23 protein-coding genes and 1 pseudogene are annotated in these 20,364 nt (G+C 66.1%); 9 read left to right on the forward strand and 15 right to left on the reverse strand.

What is annotated here, in order from left to right:
• Window positions 1-347 precede the first annotated feature (347 nt).
• Both AC5Y4H_RS18605 and AC5Y4H_RS18610 read left to right on the forward strand, forming a co-directional pair.
• Entirely contained in the window at window positions 348-1,712 is a 1,365-nt protein-coding gene (locus tag AC5Y4H_RS18605) for a flavin monoamine oxidase family protein (protein WP_499983881.1), read from the forward strand.
• 131 nt (window positions 1,713-1,843) lie between these two features.
• Window positions 1,844-2,140 (forward strand): hypothetical protein, encoded by a 297-nt coding sequence (locus AC5Y4H_RS18610; protein WP_499983883.1) that lies wholly within the window; start codon window positions 1,844-1,846, stop codon window positions 2,138-2,140.
• 36 nt (window positions 2,141-2,176) lie between these two features.
• Here AC5Y4H_RS18610 and AC5Y4H_RS18615 read toward each other — a convergent pair whose 3' ends face one another.
• On the reverse strand, window positions 2,177-2,698 hold the full coding sequence (locus AC5Y4H_RS18615) for a DoxX family protein (RefSeq protein WP_499983885.1): 522 nt from the start codon (window positions 2,696-2,698) through the stop codon (window positions 2,177-2,179).
• A 209-nt stretch (window positions 2,699-2,907) separates the two neighbouring features.
• Here AC5Y4H_RS18615 and AC5Y4H_RS18620 point away from each other — a divergent pair, with 209 nt between their 5' ends.
• Both AC5Y4H_RS18620 and AC5Y4H_RS18625 read left to right on the forward strand, forming a co-directional pair.
• Window positions 2,908-4,497 (forward strand): pyruvate, phosphate dikinase, encoded by a 1,590-nt coding sequence (locus AC5Y4H_RS18620; RefSeq protein WP_499983998.1) that lies wholly within the window; start codon window positions 2,908-2,910, stop codon window positions 4,495-4,497.
• Entirely contained in the window at window positions 4,497-5,111 is a 615-nt protein-coding gene (locus tag AC5Y4H_RS18625; RefSeq protein ID WP_499983887.1) for a MarR family transcriptional regulator, read from the forward strand. Before AC5Y4H_RS18620 ends, AC5Y4H_RS18625 begins: the two co-directional genes overlap by 1 nt.
• Here the strand turns inward: AC5Y4H_RS18625 and AC5Y4H_RS18630 are convergent, their stop codons facing one another.
• From AC5Y4H_RS18630 to AC5Y4H_RS18640, 3 genes are all read right to left on the reverse strand, one after another.
• The gene (locus AC5Y4H_RS18630; RefSeq protein ID WP_499983888.1) at window positions 5,112-6,338 is read right to left on the reverse strand and encodes a WS/DGAT domain-containing protein; all 1,227 of its coding nucleotides are present in this window, start codon (window positions 6,336-6,338) and stop codon (window positions 5,112-5,114) included. It lies immediately after the preceding gene.
• Between the two features lie 31 nt (window positions 6,339-6,369).
• Window positions 6,370-7,278, reverse strand: a complete 909-nt coding sequence (locus AC5Y4H_RS18635) for an alpha/beta fold hydrolase (RefSeq protein ID WP_499983889.1) — start codon at window positions 7,276-7,278, stop codon at window positions 6,370-6,372.
• A gap of 111 nt (window positions 7,279-7,389) precedes the next feature.
• Complete coding sequence (locus tag AC5Y4H_RS18640) at window positions 7,390-7,863, reverse strand: VOC family protein (RefSeq protein ID WP_499983891.1); 474 nt, start codon at window positions 7,861-7,863, stop codon at window positions 7,390-7,392.
• A gap of 121 nt (window positions 7,864-7,984) precedes the next feature.
• Here AC5Y4H_RS18640 and AC5Y4H_RS18645 point away from each other — a divergent pair, with 121 nt between their 5' ends.
• Entirely contained in the window at window positions 7,985-8,848 is an 864-nt protein-coding gene (locus AC5Y4H_RS18645) for an alpha/beta fold hydrolase (protein ID WP_499983893.1), read from the forward strand.
• Window positions 8,849-8,890: 42 nt separating this feature from the next.
• Here AC5Y4H_RS18645 and gnd read toward each other — a convergent pair whose 3' ends face one another.
• Together gnd and AC5Y4H_RS18655 are read right to left on the reverse strand one after the other, a co-directional pair.
• Window positions 8,891-9,913, reverse strand: a complete 1,023-nt coding sequence (gene gnd, locus AC5Y4H_RS18650) for a phosphogluconate dehydrogenase (NAD(+)-dependent, decarboxylating) (protein WP_499983895.1) — start codon at window positions 9,911-9,913, stop codon at window positions 8,891-8,893.
• A gap of 13 nt (window positions 9,914-9,926) precedes the next feature.
• Window positions 9,927-11,336 (reverse strand): glucose-6-phosphate dehydrogenase, encoded by a 1,410-nt coding sequence (locus tag AC5Y4H_RS18655; RefSeq protein ID WP_499983897.1) that lies wholly within the window; start codon window positions 11,334-11,336, stop codon window positions 9,927-9,929.
• A gap of 121 nt (window positions 11,337-11,457) precedes the next feature.
• On the opposite strand from AC5Y4H_RS18655, the gene AC5Y4H_RS18660 reads away from it, so the two are divergent.
• A complete protein-coding gene (locus tag AC5Y4H_RS18660) occupies window positions 11,458-12,291 on the forward strand; it encodes an adenylate/guanylate cyclase domain-containing protein (protein ID WP_499983898.1) in 834 nt (277 codons plus the stop codon).
• Here the strand turns inward: AC5Y4H_RS18660 and AC5Y4H_RS18665 are convergent.
• Window positions 12,288-12,452, reverse strand: a complete 165-nt coding sequence (locus AC5Y4H_RS18665; protein WP_499983900.1) for a hypothetical protein — start codon at window positions 12,450-12,452, stop codon at window positions 12,288-12,290. The two genes, AC5Y4H_RS18660 and AC5Y4H_RS18665, sit on opposite strands and share 4 nt — an antisense overlap.
• 155 nt (window positions 12,453-12,607) lie before the next feature.
• Between AC5Y4H_RS18665 and AC5Y4H_RS18670 the strand changes: the two genes are divergently transcribed.
• Entirely contained in the window at window positions 12,608-13,288 is a 681-nt protein-coding gene (locus tag AC5Y4H_RS18670) for a guanylate cyclase (RefSeq protein ID WP_499983902.1), read from the forward strand.
• A 7-nt stretch (window positions 13,289-13,295) separates the two neighbouring features.
• On the opposite strand, the gene AC5Y4H_RS18675 is transcribed toward AC5Y4H_RS18670, so the two are convergent.
• From AC5Y4H_RS18675 to AC5Y4H_RS18695, 5 genes and pseudogenes are all read right to left on the reverse strand, one after another.
• Window positions 13,296-13,619: a putative quinol monooxygenase gene (locus tag AC5Y4H_RS18675; RefSeq protein ID WP_499983903.1), complete on the reverse strand. Its 324-nt coding sequence runs from the start codon at window positions 13,617-13,619 to the stop codon at window positions 13,296-13,298.
• Window positions 13,620-13,987: 368 nt separating this feature from the next.
• Complete coding sequence (locus tag AC5Y4H_RS18680) at window positions 13,988-14,542, reverse strand: peptidoglycan endopeptidase (RefSeq protein WP_499983905.1); 555 nt, start codon at window positions 14,540-14,542, stop codon at window positions 13,988-13,990.
• A 193-nt stretch (window positions 14,543-14,735) separates the two neighbouring features.
• Window positions 14,736-15,095: pseudogene (locus AC5Y4H_RS18685) on the reverse strand (hypothetical protein).
• A gap of 79 nt (window positions 15,096-15,174) precedes the next feature.
• On the reverse strand, window positions 15,175-15,558 hold the full coding sequence (locus AC5Y4H_RS18690) for an Mtp family mycobacterial-type pilin (protein WP_499983906.1): 384 nt from the start codon (window positions 15,556-15,558) through the stop codon (window positions 15,175-15,177).
• Window positions 15,559-15,624: 66 nt separating this feature from the next.
• Window positions 15,625-16,023: a VOC family protein gene (locus AC5Y4H_RS18695; RefSeq protein WP_499983908.1), complete on the reverse strand. Its 399-nt coding sequence runs from the start codon at window positions 16,021-16,023 to the stop codon at window positions 15,625-15,627.
• A gap of 286 nt (window positions 16,024-16,309) precedes the next feature.
• On the opposite strand from AC5Y4H_RS18695, the gene AC5Y4H_RS18700 reads away from it, so the two are divergent.
• Window positions 16,310-16,810 carry a nitroreductase/quinone reductase family protein gene (locus AC5Y4H_RS18700; protein ID WP_499983909.1) on the forward strand — a complete coding sequence of 167 codons (501 nt, stop codon included), beginning with the start codon at window positions 16,310-16,312 and terminating at the stop codon, window positions 16,808-16,810.
• 89 nt (window positions 16,811-16,899) lie between these two features.
• On the opposite strand, the gene AC5Y4H_RS18705 is transcribed toward AC5Y4H_RS18700, so the two are convergent.
• From AC5Y4H_RS18705 to ychF, 3 genes are all read right to left on the reverse strand, one after another.
• Window positions 16,900-17,244, reverse strand: coding sequence for a limonene-1,2-epoxide hydrolase family protein (locus AC5Y4H_RS18705; RefSeq protein ID WP_499983910.1), 345 nt, complete (start codon window positions 17,242-17,244; stop codon window positions 16,900-16,902).
• Window positions 17,245-17,402: 158 nt separating this feature from the next.
• On the reverse strand, window positions 17,403-17,798 hold the full coding sequence (locus tag AC5Y4H_RS18710) for a nuclear transport factor 2 family protein (RefSeq protein ID WP_499983911.1): 396 nt from the start codon (window positions 17,796-17,798) through the stop codon (window positions 17,403-17,405).
• Window positions 17,799-17,922: 124 nt separating this feature from the next.
• On the reverse strand, window positions 17,923-18,996 hold the full coding sequence (gene ychF / locus AC5Y4H_RS18715) for a redox-regulated ATPase YchF (protein WP_499983913.1): 1,074 nt from the start codon (window positions 18,994-18,996) through the stop codon (window positions 17,923-17,925).
• Window positions 18,997-19,135: 139 nt separating this feature from the next.
• On the opposite strand from ychF, the gene AC5Y4H_RS18720 reads away from it, so the two are divergent.
• Window positions 19,136-20,353: a DUF6542 domain-containing protein gene (locus AC5Y4H_RS18720; RefSeq protein WP_499983915.1), complete on the forward strand. Its 1,218-nt coding sequence runs from the start codon at window positions 19,136-19,138 to the stop codon at window positions 20,351-20,353.
• Window positions 20,354-20,364 lie beyond the last annotated feature (11 nt).

A 20,364-nucleotide genomic window follows, 5' to 3' on the forward strand; every position in this document is an offset into this window, starting at 1 on the left:
TGCAACCTCGAAGAAGAAATCTTTGACCGCGGCTTTCGCGGTGATCCACCTGCGCCGGCGACGAGTGGACGGTCTTGCGCCCGGCCGCGCGGGACGTCGACGACAGACCAATGTGATCCAACCCGATGACCGCTGGACCCCACGCCCCGATGTGGCGGTATGGCGGCCTTCCTAGCGGCTGTTAACTGCCTGTGCGCCAACTCATTTCAGGCCTGTCCGCGCAAGCGCCAGCCTGAACCGGGCAGCCGGGCGCACCGACTACCGCGGAAATGTGGGTTAACCGGCCACCGCCGGCACCCGGTCGGTGTAGTTTGCTGCTGGGGTGGACCAGGTTTGAGGAGCCAGCCGTGTCTGAGGTCGATTTCTGTGTGGTCGGAGCGGGCTTCGCAGGGCTGACGGCCGCGCTGCGGCTCAAACAGGCGGGGCATTCGGTGGCCTTGCTGGAGGCGCGGGATCGGGTCGGTGGCCGCACCTTCACCGAGACCCGCGCGGACGGTACGTGGATCGATCGCGGCGGCGCCTGGATCGGGCCGGGACAGGACCGAATTCATGCGCTGATGAACGAGTTCGGCGTGCCGGAGTACAAGCAGCACAACGACGGCGACGCCATGATGATCGTCGGCGGCAAGAAGCACCGCTACGGCGGCACCATCCCGTGGACGGTGAGCCCGTGGGCCGTCGCCAACCTCGGGTTCGGTTTGGCCGCCATCGAGAGGATGTGCAAAGAGATTCCGCGCGAAGCCCCTTGGGACGCAAAGAAGGCCCAGGAGTGGGACCGCATCAGCATTGGGGAATGGATCCACAAGAAATCCATGTCCAAGGACGCCGCCGAGATGCTGGACATGGCCTTCGCCGGCCTCTACACCTCGGCGGGCTCGGAGACGTCGTTGCTGTGGGGGCTGCTGCAGACGGCCTCCGCGGGTGGACTCACTTTCGCGATCTCGGGCAAGGGGGGTTCTCAGGACGCCCGCCCGGTCGGTGGGATGGGCGCACTGCACCGCCCGATCGCGGCCGAACTGGCTGAGGCGCTGCACCTTTCGCAGCCGGTCCGGCAGATCACTCAGGATGCCGACTGCGTGACGGTCGATGCCGACGATATGACGGTGCGCGCGCGCCGAGTCATTGTCGCGATCCCGCTGGCGATCGCCACATCGATCGTCTACGAGCCGATGCTCCCGGTCGACCGGGCATTTCTGCACCAGCGCATGCCAAGCGGCGCGGTCGTGAAAATCTCGGTCGTCTACGACGAGCCCTTCTGGCGCGCCGACGGACTGTCCGGCCAATCCGCCGCGCCGAACTCGCCCGCCACCCTGACCATCGACGCCTGCACGGACACCGGCGACCCGGGAATCATGTGCGTCATCACAGAGGGACGCGCGGCACGGCGGTTGACAGAACTCGACGAGGCCGAGCGCAAAGCGGTGATCATCGGCGAACTCGTCGACCGATTCGGCGGCAAAGCCAACGCGCCACTGGAATTTCATGAACAGAACTGGACTGTCGACCGCTATTCCGGCGGCGGAATGATCGGCCACGCCCCTCCCGGCGTGCTGACCGAATTCGGCTACACCCTGCGCGAGCCCTGCGGCCGAGTCCATTGGGCCGGTACCGAAAGCTCGGCCGTCATGTGCGGGTGGATCGACGGCGCGATTCGGTCGGGCGAGCGCGCCGCGGCGGAGGTGGCCGCAGCCGATTCCGCGGCGGTCGCATAGCGAAAACCGCTCGTGCCACTTTTTTGTCTGCGGCGCGAGTCGTGCGCGCAAAATAAAGAAAGCATTCCAAATGAGTTGCGAAGGAAAGAGAATCGGCGACTCATGGTTTAGTGTCCCTACAGTTTAGGCTCATGAATGCAGAATTCATCGTCTACGCATTCGTCGGTGAGGCCGTCTTCGCCGCGATGGCGGCCGGGGCGCTGTTGACACTTGCGGCGCTGCTCAAGGTCCTGCCGCCGGAGATGTCACGAGGCCGGCCAGCCGGCGCACGACACCACATGGCAGTCCCGTCGAATGACGGTCCCGGTCGTCTCAACGAGCAAAAGGAGTCCGTAATGGCGGGGATGCAGACCTCAGCGGAGGAGCATCCGGACAAGCCCGAGGCCGCGGATCATTCACCGCTCGCGAAAATCAGCTCTTACATGTGAGATCAAAGTCTGTCGATCAGGCAGATCTGGGCGGTCCTAACCGGCCTGCTTGGCGGGCGGTCGGTAGAAGATCACCAGCTGGCCGATGGCGCCGGCCAAGCCGAGCACCAGCGAGATCGCGAGCCCGTGCCAGCCGTCCATCCAGTTCTTACCGAAGACCAGGTGATCCAGGCTGAACTTGCCCGCGCCAAGGGTGGCCACGCCCACGGCGCTCACAGCCAGCACCAGGTTGTATTCCCAACCCTCCTTGACGATGAAGAAGCCGTTGGCGCGGTGCACCGTCCAGGCCGCGACCAGCATCAGCGAGACGAAGCCCGCCGCCGGGATCGGGGTCAGAAATCCGGCGGCCAGGCCGAGGCCAGCGGTCATTTCCGTGGTCGCCGCCACGGTGGCGTGGAACTTGCCGGGCTTCATGCCGATGCTCTCGAACCAGCGGGCGGTCCCCGGGATGCGGCCGCCGCCGAAGAACTTGTTGTAGCCGTGCGCGGCCAAAGTCACGCCCAACACCAGCCGCAGAATCAGTACTCCGACGTCATGGAACGTGTCATATGAAGTCATGACTGTAAACCTAGATCATGGGGCGGGTGGCAAGACAAGAGCCGCCGAGCAGCTACGTCGCTTTATCCGCTGGTCCGTGTGGGAACATAGCGGGCGTTCCGACGTCGGCCCCATCAGTGGCCACACCACCAAGGGGGTGCAGCACGGCCGGCACCGCACGAGGTAGCGGCGCCCACCGCAATGCGTCAAGCAGCCGTGGGTCTGCGCCTATCGAGCACTCCGTGGTCTTGCTGGACGGCACATCGAGCCACCCCCGGGAGCTGCTGGGCAACAAGGGCCACGGCATCGAGGTGATGCGCCGACACAACCTGCCGGTGCCACCGGCGTTCTGCATCACCACCGCGGTGGGCCTGCGCTATCTGGCAGACCCCGCGGCGACCATGGACGCCATCTGGGACGGCGTGCTCGACCGGATGCGCTGGCTACAGGAGCAGACCTCGCGCACGTTCGGCCGGGGCCCGGATCCCCTGTTGGTCAGCGTGCGCTCCGGAGCCACCCAGTCCATGCCCGGCATGATGGACACCATCCTGGACCTCGGCATCAACGATGCCGTCGAGCAGGCGCTGGCGGGGGCCGGTGACCAAGCCTTCGCCCGCGACACCCGCCGGCGGTTCTGTGAAATGTACCGGCGCATCGTCGGCCTCGCCGAGCACGAATCGGTGCCCTCCGACCCGTACGCGCAGTTGCGCGCCGGCATCGAGGCCGTGTTCGCCTCGTGGAACTCACCGCGCGCGCTCGCCTACCGCGCCCACTACGGAATCGGCGATCAGCACGGCACCGCCGTGGTCGTGCAGGCGATGGTGTTCGGCAACCACGGCCCCGATTCGGGTGCCGGGGCGTTCTTTTCCCGCAACCCGATCACCGGGGACAACGAACCATTCGGCGAATGGCTGCCCGGCGGTCAAGGCGACGACGTGGTGTCGGGATCGGTGGACGTCGAACCGATCGTCGCGCTGGGCGACGAACAACCGGCCGTCTACGACGAGCTGATCAGTGCCGCCCGCACCTTGGAGCGGCTGGACTCCGACATCCAGGAGATCGAGTTCACCGTCGAGGGCGGCAAGCTGTGGCTGTTGCAGACGCGCGCGGCGGAACGGTCGGCACAGGCGGCGGTGCGCACGGCGCTGCAGCTGCGGCGCGAGGGACTCATCGACGATGTGGAGACGTTGCGGCGGGTGACCCCGGCGCACGTCGAGACCCTGCTGCGGCCCGCGCTGCAGCCCGAAATCCGTTTGGCGGCACCGCTTCTGGCCAAAGGTCTGCCTGCATGCCCGGGAGTGGCTTCGGGCAAGGCGTACACCGACGTCGACGAGGCGCTACGCGCCGTCGACCGCGGCGAGCGGGTGATCCTGGTGCGCGACCACACGCGGCCCGAAGATGTGTCGGGCATGCTGGCCGCGCAGGGCGTCGTCACCGAGGTCGGCGGCGCCGCCAGCCATGCGGCGGTGGTCAGCCGCGAACTGGGCCGCGTGGCCGTGGTGGGCTGCGGCCGGGGAGTCGCCGCGGCGCTGGCCGGCAAACACATCACCGTCGACGGCGCCGAAGGTGAAGTGCGCGAAGGCAATCTGAGCCTGACCGCGTGGTCCGAAGACGATACGCCGGAACTGCGCGAGTTGACCGACATCGCGCGGCGGATCAGCCCGCTGCGTGCGCACTCGGAAGGCGAGCACATGCGACTGGACGACAGCTCCGAGGCCGCGGTGCGCGCCGTGTTGGCAAGCGGGCATGCCGACGTGGTTTCGACGACCCCCTTGGCTGTGATGCTGACCGCCCTGCGCCTGGCGCCGGGGCCGGTGTGATGACTGAATTGGCGGTGCTGCAAGGGGTTCGGCTCAAGGGCCGGGTAACTCCGGCCGACCTGGCCGCGACGCTGGGCACCGACGTTGCCGACATCGCCCCCCTCCTCGAGCGCTTGACCGCGGCGGGACTGCTGACGGAAGGGGCGACGCTGCGCATCACCGGTACCGGCAGCGACAGGCTCGCGGCGCTGCTCGCCGAGGAACGCAAAGGCATCGATCAGGCCGCGATCGCCGCCGCTTACGCCGACTTCCGCGCCGTCAACGCCGATTTCAAACGCCTCGTCACGGATTGGCAGCTGAAGGGCGGACCGGGCGGCGTTCCCAACGCTCACGACGACGCCGACTACGACGCCGCGGTGTTGGCCCGGCTCGGCGACGTGCACGCCCGCACGATGCCGATCATCGCGGCGGCCGCGGAGCAACTGCCGCGGCTGAGTGCCTACGCGACGAAACTCGCTGCCGCACTGGACAAAGTGAGGGTAGGCGAGACGACCTGGCTGTCGCGGCCGTTGATCGACTCCTACCACACGGTGTGGTTCGAGCTGCACGAAGAGCTGATCATCGCCGTCGGTCTGACGCGCGAAGAGGCGGCCAGATCCGGCGATGCGCAGTAGCTACAGCGCCGCGTCGAGCAGCGCCAGGTAGGAATCGATATCGGGCAGGGCCGACGCCGCCGCGTGCACGCTGATCGCGATGGTGTCGCCGATGCCGTGCACCCCGTGCGTGAGTCCCATCATCGGCGACAACGCGGGGTATCCCGACGTCAGTACGACCCGGGCACCGCCGATGCTCAGATCGGCCGCCCCGCGGTTGACGCTGGACACCACGGTGTTGCCCGACACCTGCGTCGCACGCTCCTGCACATCGAATTGCGCGATGCCCCAACGCAGCAGCCCGGCCGGCACCGCCGCGAACGCGCGATCGGCAGCCCGGGTGGCCGGGTGCTGGAAGCGGCGCCGGCCGTTGGCCAAATCGGCCGCGATCCGCTCGGCGCGCGCGTCCGGCCCGAGCCTGGGATAGAGCCCCACTACGACGTTGCCGAAGTGGTTGTGCGCCGGCGGACTACCGGGCTTGGCCATCGGCACCTCGGCGCCCAGCGATTCGCATTGCCCATCAAGCAGATTGGACAGCGCCTGCGATACGGCGCTGAGCACGCCGACGGTGACCGTGGGACCGGGCAGCTGCGAACGACGTCGCACCAACGTCCGAACCGCACGGGCGCCGTCGGGTCGCGCATTCGTCGGCAGCACCGGCCGCGACCCGGCGCCGGGGGCCAGTAGGCCCGCACGGATGTCGCGCTCCAGCCGGCGATGGGTGCGAGCCGCTTGCGCGGCGCGCCAGGGCAAAAAGCCCGGCCGTGGGCTCGGCACCGCGGGCACGGGCTGGGGCCGGCCGAACAGCCACGCCGCGATCGCCGCGGAGCGGGCGCCGTCGGCGAGCGCGTGCGCGACCTGCAGCACCGCGACGGTTCCCGGCCCGGGGACCCCTGGAATGTTGCGGACCGGGGTGAAGACGTGCAGCCGCCAGGCCGCCCGGCGAACGTCCAGTTGGTCGTCGGCAAGGCCGGCGACGCTCGCCAGGACGCCGTCCCAGCTGTCTTCGGCGAGCTCGTGGCGTACAACCTGGTCGTGCGTGACGCTCATCGGTACCCACTGCGGGTAGCACATCCGGCCCCGGTCCCGCACCCGCATCGTCAGTGCCGGTTCGGCGTTGGCCCGGCGGCGGAGTTGCTCGAGGCTATCCGTGTAATCCGCTGGCTCGCCGTCGAATGCATAGAGCAGGAACTCGTCGCTGGGGATCTTGGCCGACATCCAGTAGAACTGCGCATCGACGGCAGCCATCCGGTGTCCCGACCCGGCCCGAGCCACGGCGTCAGCCGGGTGAGCCGATGAACCCGAGGACCAGGTCGGCGACCTTGTCGGGTTGTTCGAGCTGCAGGAAGTGGCCGGCGTGTTCGACGATGCCGACCTCGCTGCCCGCGGGCAGCACCTTTTCGGCCCACCGCGCGAAAGCCGGTGTCATGCAACCGTCGTCGCGGCCATGCAAGTACAGGCACGGCAGCACGGGCTCTTCGGTCCACAACTGGTTCAGTTGGGCATACTGCGCCGACGGGCGGGTGTTGCGGATGGTGGCGCGGTACGGTCCCAGCGCGGCGCGCCAGCTCTCAGGCGCTCCGATCGCGGCGTCGACGTGGCGCAAGTCCTCATCGGCGCGATAGCCGGGCGACCACCGCCGCCACAGCAGCGGCAACACCCAGGACGCGGAACGCTCTGGCAGCCAAGGCAATTGGAAGTACATGATGTACCAGCTGCGAAACACCTGCCGTGCCAGGTGGGCGGCCAGCCGGCCGCGCTCGGGCGCGCCACCGCCGCGCCGCCGGAATGCCGCCGACGGCGGGACCGACATGATCACCGCCTTGGCGAACGGGCTGTCGGGCATGGCGGCCAGGCCGGTGCCGGCGATCGCACCCCAGTCGTGCCCGATGATCACGTCGTTCTCGGTGCCGCCCGCCGCCTCGCGCACGCGCAGGGCGTCGTCCATCAGCGCACCCACCTGATAGCCCCCGTCGACCGGGATCGACGACGGCGCGTATCCGCGCATGAACGGCGCGACCACCCGCCACCCCGCCTCGGCGAGCCGGGGGGCGATTTTGCGCCAGCAGTAGGGCGTGTCGGGAAAGCCGTGCAGACACAGCGCGATGGGACCGTCTTTCGGCCCCCAGGTGAGGGCCTTGATGTCCCCCGCAGAGCCGGTCACGTCGATCCAGCCTGGTTCAGCCATGTCCACTCCCTGCTCGACGTCTCCGCAGGGATCAACCTAACCTGTGCGGCCTCACGACGCACCGACCCCGGTGGCCAGGGGGTCAAACCGACACTGTGAGAGCGGTTTTCACTATTGCAGGGCGGCAGCTCGCTCCAACTCGGCGACGATGATCTTGCGCATGCCATACATCGCGTTGGTGGCCGCCGCCGCCCGCGTGCGATCGGGGTCGCTGATCAGTTCGTAAAGCCGGTCCGGGACGATTTGCCAGCTCATCCCGAAGCGGTCTTTGAGCCAGCCGCATTGCGATTCCTCGCCGCCGTCGGCCAGCCGGTCCCAGTAGTAGTCGACTTCGTCCTGGTCCTTGCAGTGGATTGTGAAGGATACCGCTTCGGTGAACTGGAAGTGCGGACCGCCGTTGATGCCGATGAACCGGGTGCCGTCCAGCACGAAGCTGCCGGACAGGACCGTACCGGGTTCGCCCGGTCCGGCGTCGGTGGTCTGGTTTAAGCCCTCGATGTGGGAGTTGGGGAACACCGAGGTGTAGAACCTGGCGGCCTCCTCCAGGTTGTCGTCGAACCACAACGACGGGGTGATCGATGGCATGTTCAGGGCCTCCTTGACGGGTCGTGGTCTCTGCCCTTGATAGACCCCGCCACCGACGGAAACTCACCGCGCTGTCCACCCGCGCAACAGTGCTTAACCGGCCTATGTAACGTCAGGTCGCATGAGTACCGTCAGCAGCAGTCCCGAGACGGTGGAGTTTGCCGGCGTCGACGGGATCACCCTGGTCGCCGACGAATGGAATCGTGGCTCCGACGGTGCCGGGCGCCCAAGCATCCTGATGTTGCACGGCGGCGGCCAGAACCGCTTTTCGTGGAAAAACACCGGCCAGACGCTGGCCGACGAGGGGCTGCACGTGGTGGCGCTGGATTCACGGGGTCACGGCGACAGCTCACGCTCCCCCGATGCCGACTACGAGATCGAGACGCTCACGGGCGACGTCATGCGGGTGCTGGACGCGATCGGGCGGCCTGTGACGATCATCGGCGCCAGCATGGGCGGGCTGACCGGCATCCTCGCCGCGCACCGGGCCGGTCCCGCCAAGGTCACCCGGTTGGTGCTGGTCGACGTGGTCCCCCGATTCGAAAAGGGCGGCAGCGCCCGCATCCGCGACTTCATGTTCAGCGGCCTCGACGGCTTCGATTCGCTGGAGCAGGCCGCCGACGCCGTCGCCGCCTACCTGCCCTACCGGAGCAAGCCGCGCAGCCCCGAGGGCCTGAAAAAGAACCTGCGCCTGCGCGACGGCCGCTGGTATTGGCACTGGGACCCCGCGTTCATGACCAAGCCCGGCGACGATCCCGAACTGCGCACCGAGAGCTTCGAGCAGGCCGCCAAGAACCTGACGATCCCCGTCTTGCTGATCCGCGGCAAGCTGTCCGACGTGGTGAGCCCCGAGGGCGTGCGGCACTTCCTGGCTACCGTGCCGCGCGCCGAGTTCGTCGAGCTGTCCAACGCCGGGCACACCGCGGCCGGCGACGACAACGACGCGTTCAGCGACGCGGTGGTTGCCTTCGTCAATCGCCGTTGACGCTATGGCGACCCGCGTTGCCCGGCCGCGCCGCGCTGGCCGCTAGTTCGCCGGCTTCTCCGCGTGGCCGCCGAATTGCTTGCGCATCGCCGAAAGTGCCTTATTTGCGAAGTCGTCCAGTGAACGCGAGGCGAATCGGGACTGCAGTGCGGTCGTCAGCACCGGCGAGGGGACACCCTCGTCGATCGCCGCGATGGCGGTCCACCGGCCCTCCCCGGAGTCGGAGACCCGTCCGGAGAACTCCTTGAGGTCGGGCGAGTCATGCAGCGCGATCGCCGTCAAATCCAGCAACCAAGAGCCGATGACACTGCCGCGCCGCCACACCTCGGCGACTTCCGGGATGTCGAAGTCGTACTGATAGAACTCGGGGTGCTCCAGCGGCGCGGTTTCGGCGTCACTTTCCTGCACATGCTTGCCGATGTCGGCATTGCGCAGAATGTTCAGGCCCTCCGCGAGCGAGGCCATCATGCCGTACTCGATTCCGTTGTGCACCATCTTCACGAAGTGCCCGGCACCTGCCGGTCCGCAGTGCAGGTAGCCCTGCTCCGACCGAGCGACCTCGCCATCGCGACCCGGCGTGCGGGCCGCGGCGTCGACGCCGGGTGCGACGGTGGCGAAGATCGGCTCGGCGTGCAGGAACGCCTCGTCGTCGCCGCCGATCATCAGGCAGTAACCGCGTTCGCGGCCCCACACGCCCCCGCTGGTGCCGCAGTCGAGTAGGTGAATGCCTTTCTCCGACAGCGTTTTCGCGTGGCGAATGTCGTCGCGGTAGTAGGAGTTGCCACCGTCGATGACGATGTCTCCGGAGTCCAGCGTCTTGGCCAGTTCCCCGATGACACCCGTCGTGATGGTGCCGGCCGGCACCATCACCCAGACGACCCGCGGAGCCGTCAGCTTCTCGGCGAGCTCCTGCAGGGAGCCCACCCCGGTGGTCCTCTCCTCCCCCGCCATCGCCTTGACCGCGTCGGGGTTGTGGTCATAGACCACGCATTCGTGCCCGCCCTTCGCGACGCGGCGGACGATGTTCGCGCCCATCCGGCCAAGGCCGATCATCCCAAGCTGCATCGTGGGTGTCTCCTTACTGTTCGTTGGGCTTGCTACGCGGCAGCCACGGATCGTGCCAGCTGTGGTGACCCCGCACCAGCGCCTGTGCGGCCTCGGGGCCCCACGAGCCCTGGTCGTAATGGTGAATCCGGCCCGGCTTGTCCAGCACCGGCTGGACGATTCGCCAGGTCTCTTCGATGGCATCTTCGCGGGCGAACAACTGGCGATCTCCGTTGAACGCGGCGTAGAGCAACCGCTCGTAGGGACGGACCGGTTCGCCGAGATCCTCGGCGAATGACGAATCCAGGTGAACGTCGTGCCACGAATCGCCAGCCTGGGCGGACAACTGCAGCCGCATCCCGGGATCGGGATCGATGCGCAGCACGATCTGGTTGCACTCAGGCGGCCGGCGGTTGGGCAGGAACGAAAATCCGGGGACGTGGTGAAGGAACATCCGCACTTCGGTCACCTTCTCCGGCAACGCCTTTCCGGCCCGCAGAAAGATGGGCACTCCGGCCCAGCGCCAGTTGTCTATCTCGGTCCGCAGCGCAATATAGGTCTCGGTGGTGGAATCCTTTGCCACACCGGCGACGTCGGTGTAGCCCCGGTACTGCCCTCGGACGCAACGTTGCGGATCCAGCGCCGGCATCGCACGGAAAACCTCGGCCTTCTTGTCGTTCACGTCGGCGGCGCCGGCGCCGACCGGGGGCTCCATGGCGACCAGGGCAAGCACCTGCAGCAGGTGGTTTTGTACGACGTCGCGAAGGGCGCCCACCGCGTCGTAGAACTTGCCGCGGTCCTCGATGCCGAAGTCCTCGGCCATCGTGATGTGGATCTCGGAGATGCTGTCGCGGTCCCACAGCTTGGCGAGCCCTCGATTGGCGAACCGAAGGTATTGCAGTTCTTCGACGGGTTGTTTGCCCAAAAAGTGGTCCACCCGCAGTATTTGGTCTTCGTCGAGCACCGCGCGCAGCCGCTCGTTGAGGTCGCGCGCCGAGTCCAGGTCGTGGCCGAACGGCTTCTCGACCGCCACGCGGGCGCGCTCCAGCAGGTCGGCTTTCGCCAGGTTCTCCACAATGGGCGCGAATAAGGCAGGCGGCATTTCCAGGTAGTAGAGCGGATGGGAGTCCGACGGGATCTTCTTGGCGAGTTGTTTGTAGAGACTGGCGTCGGTGACGTCGCCGTGCAGGTAAGACAGCCGGTCCGCCAGACGGTCGAACACGGCGTCGTCGAACGCCTCGCCCGATGCCTTGATGGCGTCGCGTGCCCGATCCTGCAGTTGCTCGATCGTGATGTCGTCACTGGCGACACCCACGATCGGGTGGTTCAGCATGTCGCGGCGCTCGAGGCGGTACAACGCCCGGAACGTCATCTTGCGAGCCAGATCACCGGTGATTCCGAAGATCACCAGCAGGTCAGATGGGTTACTGTCGTCCTCGGCCAAAACCGCTCCTCCCGAAAGTCACCTGATCCGGCTCCCTTGAGATCACTACCCGCGGCTGGCGGAGTCAACACTAGACACTGCTTAGAGACCCGACAACCGGGGTCGACTGCGCCTTGAAAGGATGACCGGCATGACTGACCCGCTGCACCTCACGGCCTATGTCCTGGCCGGGATTGCCGTGATCGAAGGTGTCGCGCTGATCGTGCTGTGGCGGATGCTGGTGCACAGCCAGCAGGAGCTCGATGAGATGCGACAGCGGGTCGACACCCGCACTCAGCTGCTGTCGGGGGGTCGCGAGGCCGTCAAAAGGGTGTGGAACACCGCCAACCTGATGCGCAAGGAAGGTTTCGGCGCGGCGGTGCGCAGCAGCATCGAAGACCTGGCGGACTGGGCCGAAGTCGAGCGACCCGACCTTGCCCGCGTCACCCCGGACGGGCGGGTGGTCATCTTGTTCTCCGATATCGAGGAGTCCACCAAGCTCAACGAGCGGATCGGCGACCGGGCGTGGGTCAAGCTGATCAGCTCGCACGACAAGCTGGTCTCAGACCTGGTGCAGCGGCGGTCCGGTCACGTGGTGAAGAGTCAGGGCGACGGATTCATGATCGCGTTCGCGCGCGCCGAACAAGCGGTCCGCTGCGGGATGGATCTGCAGCAAGCATTGCGCAAGGAAGCAAACCGCAAGCGCCGCGAGGAAATTCGCGTTCGGATCGGCATCCATATGGGCCGTTCGGTGCGTCGCGGCGATGACCTGTTCGGCCGCAATGTCGCAATGGCGGCGCGCGTCGCCGCTCAAGCGGTCGGTGGCCAGATTCTGGTGAGTCAGCCGGTGCGAGACGCGCTTTCCGATTCTGATGGCATCCGGTTCGACGATGGGCGCAACGTTGAGCTGAAAGGATTTTCGGGCACCTACCGGTTGTTTGCAGTTGAGACCCCGGTCGAGCCCGATGCGAGCTAGGCGCCTTCCCCGTCGTATTCGGCCAACCGCTGATGCAGGCGATCCCGAACCTCGTCCGCGGTGTACGCACGCCGCTTGCGTTGGTCGCGAACCACCAGCACGCCCCCGGCGACCACGCCGGCCGCCCCGGCCAGTCCCACCCACTTCCACACGTTGCGCATGGCACCAGGCTATGCGCCGCCGAGTCCTAGGGCCTCGATTGTGATTGACTTGTGTGCCCGCACCATACGATGACGCGCCGATCGTGACGTGCTTCCCGGGTGCATGATGGCGACGATATGACGAAAGCTGCAGCGGCGAACGGGCTTACACGAAGATGCTCACCTTGGACCAAGCGCTCGAAGAGACCAGGACCGGCGATCTGTGGCTGTTTCGCGGCGGTTCGGGACCCGACCGCGCCATCCAGACGTTGACCAACAGCCCGGTGAACCACGTCGGCATGACGGTGGCCATCGATGATTTGCCGCCGTTGATCTGGCACGCCGAATTGGGTGACAAGCTCGTCGACCTGTGGACGGGAACCAATCATCGTGGCGTGCAACTCAACGATCTCGGGCAATCGGTGCTGCAATGGTCGCAGCGTTACCACCAGCGATGCTGGCTACGCCAGCTCACTCCGCCGGCCAATCGCGAGCAAGAGAACAAGTTGCTGCGCGTGATCGCGCGGATGGACGGCACCGCGTTCCCGACCACCATGCGCCTGACCGGCCGGTGGCTGCGTGGCCGGCTGCCGAATGCCTACGACTGGGTGCGCGGAATCCCGCTGGTGGACAGAAGGGTTCGGGAGTCGACGGAGCGACGCAAGGAGCGCCAGCGACTCGGCCTGGAAGCGGCGTACTGCGCGGAGACGGTGGCAATCACCTACGAGGAAATGGGTTTGCTGGCCACGGAGAAGTATTCGAACTTCTTCGACCCGGGCTCGTTCTGGAGCGGTGACAAGCTTCCGCTCACACCGGGCTACGCTCTCGGCGACGAAATCGAGATAGCGGTCGGCTAGTCGAGGACTAGTCGACGGCCACTTCGCCCATCTCCGACCAGCCTGTGGCGTCGATGGTCTGGTTGATGATCTTGGGCGTGGACTTCAGCGCCTGCGGGAGCTCTTGCATGAAGCGCTGGAAGTGGTCGCTGCCGACGTGGTTGCCGCCCGCCTCGTCGTCGCGGAACGCCTCCACCAAGACGTACTCCGCCGGGTTATCGAGGCTGCGGGACCATTCGAACCACAGATTGCCTTCCTCGGCCCGGGTCGCCGAGGTGAACGATGCGACGAAGTCCGGCCAGCGGTCGGTCCACTCGGGTTTGGTCTCGAACCTGACGACGATGAAGATCATTGCGGCCCCGCTCGGTTCGCTGCTTCCAGTTACGCCCGCCCGGTCTTCGCGGGCAGCGCCAGCCTAGCGGCCGCGCGGTGGGTGCGGCGACGACGTCCAGCGGCCGAGCGGCGGACGTAGTTTGCTTGAATAATGGTTAGAGCAAAGTGGGCTCATGCGTCACAAGCGACACATGAGCCCACTGTTGCCGCACCATACCCGTGGCGTAGCTCACAAAATAGTCGTGTGCGGCGGCATTTCACTTTTCTACCGGAACGGGCCGGATCGCCCGCGGCACCGCGGGAATTCCCGATCCCATTTAATCGGCAGAAATTGCTTTCTATTTGTTATAGATCCGCAATTCTCGCGTATCCGGGATAAAGGGCGATTCAGGCACCCGGCGGGTCCGCTGGCGCCGGGGCGTCGATCAAAACGGCCGGCGGGGGCGGCGGGGCGTCCGCCGGAGGGGGCGGCGCATCCGGTGCCGCCGGGGGTGGCGCATCTGGCACAGGTGGGGGCGGTGCGTCCGGCGGGGGCGGCGGAGCGAACAGCGGCGACGGAGCGCCTTCGTCCGGAGCCATCGGAAGGAACATGTGGTGGGTGAATCCGGCCTGGTAGGCACCCGCGCCGCCCAAGTGCACGCCGCCACGCTCCCCGCTGGAGACAGACGTTCCATCCGGCAACGTCACTGCAGTGTGGCCACCGTTCCAGCCGATGACCACAGCGTTGGGGGCGGTTCCATATTGGAAGCCGCGCGCCAGCAATGCGCCTTCTTCGTTTCCGGTGTTGAATCGGTTCCCAAATACGGGCCTGTCAGTCGCTGCATTCGCAATCCACGACGCAAGTCCCGAACAATCGGTACCAGCGGGGGAATCTCCACCCGCAATATAAGGCGTGCCGGAGACCTGACCGATCAACGACATCAATGTTGCAATTACGACCATGGGCAGCGAGGCTAGCAATAATAATTATCGCGAACCAAAATTTGTGGCGCACGTCATTCGCTACGCCGTCAATGATGTGCGCCGCACGCACGGCAAACTGATTACGCGCCGGTATATTTTCCGCAGCAAATACATGCTGCTTCGGGGTTTCGGCTCAGCAGCCCCTCGCGGTCGCTCCCCAGCGGTGACCGACTTAGGCGGGGTCGCACCCTCGTTCGCTTCGCGCCGTCTCGCGGTCGACGTCGGCCTGCTCGCGCTTTGCCCGGGCTCGCACCCGCTTTCTGCGGTCGTCGGCACGCTCGAGCCGCTCGCGTTCGCGCTGCGCCGCCGTGCCCTCACGTTCGTCCGCGCGCTGCTCGCGTTCGTCCGCCACCTGCTCGCGGTCGTCCGCTATCCGCTCGCGCTGGTCAGCAACCCGGTCCCTTATGCCCGCCTAGAATTCGCGTCGCCTGAGGTCCGCCTCGCGTTGGGCGAGGGCATCTTCGCGCTCATCGAGCGCGTGAGCTCGCCGTTTCAGCTCCGCGGGCGGCTCGGCGCGCTCCTCAACGGCCACAGCTCACCTTAACGCTGGGGGCGCGATTTGACCCGGCCAGCGCCGCCTGCCCGAAGCCGCCCGATGGTGATTGCCCTGCTCAGATCGGCGTCCAAATTCCGTTGTTCCAGATTCCCCAGTTACCGGCCCCCGTCGGGTTCCACATCATTTGCGCGCCGGGCGCCCAGGCCGGTTGAGGTGGCTGCGGCGGAGCCCATGGCGGCGGAGGCCCCCAGGGCCCCCACCCCGCTGGGGCGGACGGACCGCCCGGGTCTTGCCAGTCGTGGCACTGATGCCAGTCCCAGTCCGAGACGTTGCCCCAGGCCGGGTTCCATGGATCACCCGGACACCAATGACCCGTGGGCAGCGGGGCTGGGGCCGCTTGCGCGACGATGTCGCCGGCCAGACCCGGAGCGGACAGCGCAAACGCGCCGCACACCATCACGATTGCCGACCACCGTCCTGCCCGCTTTACAGCCGCCATCCCCTAAGGATTTCCCCCGACGAGGATCGCGGCAAGTGGCAATTCGGGTTCGTTCGGGCCGGCCGATCACACCCCGAACTTGGCCCGTGCTTCCTCGCTCACCGGAGTGAACAGGTTGACCAGGTTTCCGTCTGGATCCCGGAACAACAGCGCGCGATTTCCCCAGGGCATCGTGGTCGGCGCCGTCACGACCTCGCCCACCTGCTCGCAAAGCCGCTCGTATTCGGCGTCCACGTCCTCGACGATGAACTCGAGGATGGCGCTGCGGTTGGCCGCGGCTTCGGCGGATCCGGCGCCAAACAGCGGGACGGTCTTGTCGCTGCCGATTGCCAGCGTGCCGATCGGGGTTGCGATCTCGGCGAACAGCTCGTTTCCCCAGATAGCGGCGACGCCGGTGACCATCTCGTAGAAATCGACGAGCCGCCTGACATCGGCCGTGATGATTCGGGTCGAAATGAACTTCATGCGATCCCTCCAGGTGATCCGATGCGTGTCTGAGCACCGAATGCTAAGCGCCGCCTCCGACAACGAGAACGCGCCGCTTGCGAGCGCAAAATGGTGCGTCGGCGCATCGGGCCACGGTCCGTTGCTCCGGCTATTGCCTGGGCCTAGGCAGTGAAGCCGCACTTCACCACGTCACCGTCGACGGCCCCGCAAATTAACTGGGTGGGCACGTGGTTACATGGATCACCTTGGCGAAGTCAGCGTCGCAATTGCAGCTCAAATTCCTTCTACGTTCAGGAGTCACCCAATGACCGACGCCGATGCCGCAGCGATCCGAACGGCGCGAAGCAACTGGATCAGCGAGCACCTAGACACCTACCTGACCTCCGGTGGCCGGCGGGGCCACATCATGGACGTGACTGCGGTCGGGGGCCGTGAGATGACGACACACTGCTTAATCAAGTGCGCGGGTCGGAAGTCGGGGAAGGTTTATGTCAGGCCGCTGATCTACGGCAACTTCGGTGGCGAGATCGTGATCGTCGCGTCGAAGGGAGGTGCCGACACGCATCCGGAGTGGTACCTGAATATCCGGCAGAGCGACACGATCGGTGTGCAGATCGCGACCCAAGCTTTCGAGGCAACGTGGCGTGAGCCCGAAGGTGAAGAGCGCCATGCGGTGTGGGCATATATGGCTCATCTGTACCCGCCGTACATCACCTATCAGCAGTCGACCAGCCGCCAAATCCCGCTGGTGATGCTGTCCCTCGGACGGCCGATCGACGTCTTCACTGCCGAGGATTCACAGTAACCGCTTGTCGCGCAGCGGCTTTGCCGCCTAGACGTTGAAACCGAATTCGACCGCGTCACGGTCCATCGACCCCTGCCCGACCGGTGTCCTCACGGAACGTCGAAGTAGTCGCGCCAAGCGATGATCTTGTCGTCTTTCACCTCGAAGGCGCCCATACAACGTGCTGAAACCTTATTGCCGTCGTAGACCATTTCGTCAAGGCGCTCGGTCAGCACAATGTTGCCGTTGACGGCTATGTTCAACAGCCGCAACTCAGCCGATTCCGTGCGCCGCACGTAGCCCTCGACGGCTGCGCGAATCTCGGTGTGTCCGTGATGAGCGCCCAGTGCCACGTTGTCCCAGATACCGTCCGGATGGAAGTGGCCGACGATTTCATCCACATCGAGACCATGCCAAGCATCCAACTCGGCGCGTACAACATCTTCTGGTTTCACCACGCCTCCCGTGTTTGTCGACGGAGAACGCAGTACAGAGTACGTAGCAACGCCAGCGCCTGCTGCACTTTCTAGCCGGTTGACAGCGTTCCGCTACGCCTTCTTTTCTATTGACTAGACGTTGAACCGGAACTCGATCACTTCACCGGCTGGTGTGCTCAGCTTGAGGATGTAGTCGCGACGGTGACTTGCTCAACGAGTGTCGGCAGATCGTAGTAATCACGCCAACGCGTGATGCGCCCGCCGCTGTCGACGTCGAGTGCGCCCATCACTTCCATGCCGATTGGCTTACCTTCGATTTCGAACGTGTCTACTCGCTCGACGAGCACAGTTTGGCCGCTCACCGCGAGACTGCCGATCGTCACTGTCGTGCTAGGCACCATTCCGACGGTCACCTGAAATTCGGCCTTGATCGCGTCGACGCCGCGGTGAACGCCGCGAGGACCATCTATGTAGATAGCGTCCTCGCTGAAGAAGCTGACGAGCTCATCCACGTCGGAGCGCGGAAAACAAGCAAAGAATTTCCGTACTACCGAATCCGGTGCATCGGTCACAGCGTTGCGCCTTCCCCCGAGATGGGTTCGTTGACAGTACGTGCAGTGCAGCCTAAGCCGTACGTCATCGAAAGGGGTCACTTTGGATTAGGGGCCACTGCTCATTTCCCGGCGGCTTTGCCGACTAGACGTTGAAACGGAACTCGACCACGTCGCCGTCGGCCATGACGTAGTCCTTGCCCTCCATGCGTACCTTGCCGGCCGCTTTGGCCGCCGCCATCGAGCCCGCAGCGACCAGGTCGTCGTAGGAGACGATCTCGGCTTTGATGAAGCCCTTTTCGAAATCGGTGTGGATCACCCCGGCGGCCTTCGGCGCGGTGTCGCCCTGGTGAATCACCCACGCGCGCGCCTCTTTTGGGCCGGCTGTCAGATAGGTCTGTAGCTTGAGGGTGTGAAAACCGGCCCGCGCCAACGCATCCAGCCCACGCTCGGTTTGGCCGATGGACTCCAGCAGCTCAGCGGCCGACTCGTCGTCCAGCTCCTGCAGTTCGGCCTCGATCTTCGCGTCGAGGAACACCGCGTCGGCGGGTGCGACCATCGCGGACAGCTCGGCCCTCCGGGCGTCGTCGGTCAGCACGGATTCATCGGCGTTGAACATGTACAGAAACGGCTTGGTGGTCATCAGGTTCAGTTCGCGCAGCAGTGATGTGTCAACGCCGGCAGCGAAAAGCGTCTGGCCCCCGTTGAGCACGGCCTCGGCGGCGACGGCCGCCTCGTGCACGGGCTTGCGCTCCTTGTTGTTGCGGGCTTCCTTCTCCAGTCGCGGAACGGCCCTCTCCAGGGTCTGCATGTCGGCGAGGATCAGCTCGGTCTCGATCACCTCGATGTCGGACCCCGGATCAACCTTGCCGTCGACGTGCACGACGTCGTCGTCGGCGAAGACCCGCACCACCTGGCAGATCGCGTCGCACTCACGAATGTTGGCCAGGAACTTGTTGCCCAGGCCGGCGCCCTCGGAGGCGCCCTTCACGATCCCGGCGATGTCGACGAACGTCACCGGCGCCGGCACGATCTTCTCGGAATCGAACATTTCCGCCAGCTTGTCCAGCCGCGGATCGGGCAGCGGGACGACGCCCTCGTTGGGCTCGATCGTCGCGAACGGATAGTTGGCCGCCACCACGTTGTTCCGGGTCAGCGCGTTGAACAGGGTCGACTTGCCGACATTGGGCAAACCCACTATTCCCAGACTCAGGCTCACGGGGAACCAAGTCTAGGGTCTTGGCGGCGGCGGGCGGCGGGGACCATTGGTCACGCGGACCGCGCCCCCGGCGTGGCACGCCCAGGATCCCTACGAGGTATTTACGGGCCTTTCGGCCCATTCCCGGTACGGTCTACATGTGTCAGCACAGCGGGCAAGTTCGACGGTGGAGGGCGCTCACCGCTCGATCCACCCAAATATCCCAGGTGTGCCCTGGTACGCAGCCCTGCTTATCGCCGTGACCGCGACCGCCGTCGGCTACGGAATCGACGCTGGTCACAAAGAACTGACCCACGTCTTCGCCGGCTTCTATATAGCCGGCTGCGTGGCGGCGGTTTTGGCGGTGCGCCAGGACGGCATCTTCACCGCGATCATCCAGCCGCCCCTGATCCTGTTCGGCGCGGTCCCGGGCGCCTATTGGCTGTTCCACGACGCGAAGGTCGGCCGCCTCAAAGACCTGCTGATCAACTGCGGCTACCCGCTGATCGAGCGCTTCCCGCTGATGCTGGGCACCGCCGGCGTCGTGCTGGCGATCGGGCTGACCCGCTGGTACTTCGGAAACACCCAGAAGAGAAACAGCACGGCGAATGCCTCCGGTGACGCTGCGGGGGCCACCAGTGTCGACGTCAAGTCCTTCTTCAGCGGCATCGTTGCCAAAGCGCAATCGGTGCTGCAGTCCGATGACGGCGGCGACGACGCCGATGACGGCGCCGGTTCCCGCCGTACCCGTACGTCGGGCTCGTCGTCGAGGACCCGCCGCACGACACGCACCACCCGCTCCGCCACGCGGTCGGCCGGGACCCGCGCCCGGCATTCACGCGAGCCGCTGGGCGATGCGCCCGAACCGGCCGAGCGGCCCGAGCGGCCCGAGCGTTCCCGGCGCAGCACCCGGCGCGGCGCCGCGTCGGCCCGCGATTACGACCCCACCGAGGCGCCCCGGCGGTCGCGCCGCCGGCCCCGGCCGGACGCCGATCCCGAACCGCGCGGCCAAGCGCCCCGGGAAGGCCGTCGCGAACCGCGCACGCGCCGCAACCCCTACGAGCGGCCCACCCCGCGGAGCAGCCGTTTCGACGATTTCGATTCCTATGGCGACCGGTATGAACCGCCGAGCGGCACGAATTACGGGGGCCGCTATGAGAGTCGGTACGAGAGCCGCGAGCCGTACCAGCCGTCCTATGAACCGAGGCGCCGGCGACCCCCGTCAAACGGCTCCAATACGACCCATCACCCCATCTCGCAGGTGCGCTACCGAGGTGCGGGCCCGCAAGACCCGCCGCGCGAGCCGCACACTGAACGCCGGAGCCGCTCTCGGACACCCGGACGGTTACCGGCCGAATCTTGGGAGTACGACGTCTGAGGCGCAGCGCG

The organism is Mycobacterium sp. NGS58 (genome assembly GCF_059812385.1).

Coding starts and splice junctions, on each gene's coding strand:
- AC5Y4H_RS18640 (WP_499983891.1), bottom strand. CDS start 7,863: ATGCCATCGATCACCCCGTCGTTGTGGTTCGACGACAACCTGGAGGAG.
- AC5Y4H_RS18700 (WP_499983909.1), top strand. CDS start 16,310: ATGACCGACGCCGATGCCGCAGCGATCCGAACGGCGCGAAGCAACTGG.
- AC5Y4H_RS18680 (WP_499983905.1), bottom strand. CDS start 14,542: ATGGTCGTAATTGCAACATTGATGTCGTTGATCGGTCAGGTCTCCGGC.
- AC5Y4H_RS18625 (WP_499983887.1), top strand. CDS start 4,497: ATGACTGAATTGGCGGTGCTGCAAGGGGTTCGGCTCAAGGGCCGGGTA.
- AC5Y4H_RS18645 (WP_499983893.1), top strand. CDS start 7,985: ATGAGTACCGTCAGCAGCAGTCCCGAGACGGTGGAGTTTGCCGGCGTC.
- AC5Y4H_RS18635 (WP_499983889.1), bottom strand. CDS start 7,278: ATGGCTGAACCAGGCTGGATCGACGTGACCGGCTCTGCGGGGGACATC.
- AC5Y4H_RS18615 (WP_499983885.1), bottom strand. CDS start 2,698: ATGACTTCATATGACACGTTCCATGACGTCGGAGTACTGATTCTGCGG.
- gnd (WP_499983895.1), bottom strand. CDS start 9,913: ATGCAGCTTGGGATGATCGGCCTTGGCCGGATGGGCGCGAACATCGTC.
- AC5Y4H_RS18665 (WP_499983900.1), bottom strand. CDS start 12,452: ATGCGCAACGTGTGGAAGTGGGTGGGACTGGCCGGGGCGGCCGGCGTG.
- AC5Y4H_RS18630 (WP_499983888.1), bottom strand. CDS start 6,338: ATGGCTGCCGTCGATGCGCAGTTCTACTGGATGTCGGCCAAGATCCCC.
- AC5Y4H_RS18690 (WP_499983906.1), bottom strand. CDS start 15,558: ATGGCGGCTGTAAAGCGGGCAGGACGGTGGTCGGCAATCGTGATGGTG.
- AC5Y4H_RS18660 (WP_499983898.1), top strand. CDS start 11,458: ATGACCGGCATGACTGACCCGCTGCACCTCACGGCCTATGTCCTGGCC.
- AC5Y4H_RS18695 (WP_499983908.1), bottom strand. CDS start 16,023: ATGAAGTTCATTTCGACCCGAATCATCACGGCCGATGTCAGGCGGCTC.
- AC5Y4H_RS18675 (WP_499983903.1), bottom strand. CDS start 13,619: ATGATCTTCATCGTCGTCAGGTTCGAGACCAAACCCGAGTGGACCGAC.
- AC5Y4H_RS18610 (WP_499983883.1), top strand. CDS start 1,844: ATGAATGCAGAATTCATCGTCTACGCATTCGTCGGTGAGGCCGTCTTC.
- AC5Y4H_RS18670 (WP_499983902.1), top strand. CDS start 12,608: ATGCTCACCTTGGACCAAGCGCTCGAAGAGACCAGGACCGGCGATCTG.